General features: G+C 48.7%; 2 rRNA genes. Both read right to left on the bottom strand.

Features of this window, described 5'->3' with window-relative positions:
- A 16S ribosomal RNA gene (locus NFT33_RS16345) occupies positions 1-72 on the bottom strand; the annotation flags it as partial.
- 372 nt (positions 73-444) lie between these two features.
- A 5S ribosomal RNA gene (gene rrf / locus NFT33_RS16340) occupies positions 445-557 on the bottom strand.
- Between the last annotated feature and the right edge of the window lie 151 nt (positions 558-708).

The following is a 708-nucleotide window of genomic DNA, read 5'->3' as shown; positions in this document are numbered from 1 at the left end:
CTACCGTTCGACTTGCATGTGTAAGGCATACCGCCAGCGTTCAATCTGAGCCAGGATCAAACTCTTCAGTTCGATCTTGTTTTGCTCAAGGAATTGAAGTGAACTTCACTTCTCTATCCATGAGCGTTTAAGGTCACAAGGACCCGGATCCGAAGATCCGAGACACTCGCCTCAAACGCCCACGCTTATCGGCTGTTGATTTTTAAAGAGCTTGCCGTTTTCGGCGCGACAACCAATCAAGATCAGTCATCAGCAAAGAAGCGAGATTATCATGCATTTTTTAAACCCTGTCAACAACAAAGTCTATGCTGATTCGCTTGTCTGCTCTAGAGACTGGAGCCGAACTGATGCTCTAGCACATTGATCGGTGCAGCTGCACTCTCTAGACAAGACGAAGAGAAGAAAACGCCCAGTCCGTAGACTGGGCGTTTCTCGCTTGTAGAAGCCTGACGATGACCTACTTTCACACGCGAATGCGCACTATCATCGGCGCGGAGGCGTTTCACTGTCCTGTTCGGGATGGGAAGGAGTGGGACCACCTCGCTATGGTCGTCAGGCATAACCGTTGGTCTTTCAGGATGGAACCTGAAAGACAATTCGTAGAGTCTGTATGAATCAGCGCTGGTCTGTCAATTGATTGCGTTCACCGTGACTGAAGTACGGTTCACATCGACACTCTTACCTTGACAGGAATGTCAAAGTTATAGG

The organism is Sphaerotilus sp. FB-3 (assembly GCF_023706025.1).
Classification (GTDB): Bacteria; Pseudomonadota; Gammaproteobacteria; order Burkholderiales; family Burkholderiaceae_C; genus Sphaerotilus; species Sphaerotilus sulfidivorans.
Note: the sequence above shows the minus strand (reverse complement) of the source record. Positions and strands in the feature narration are given on the sequence as shown.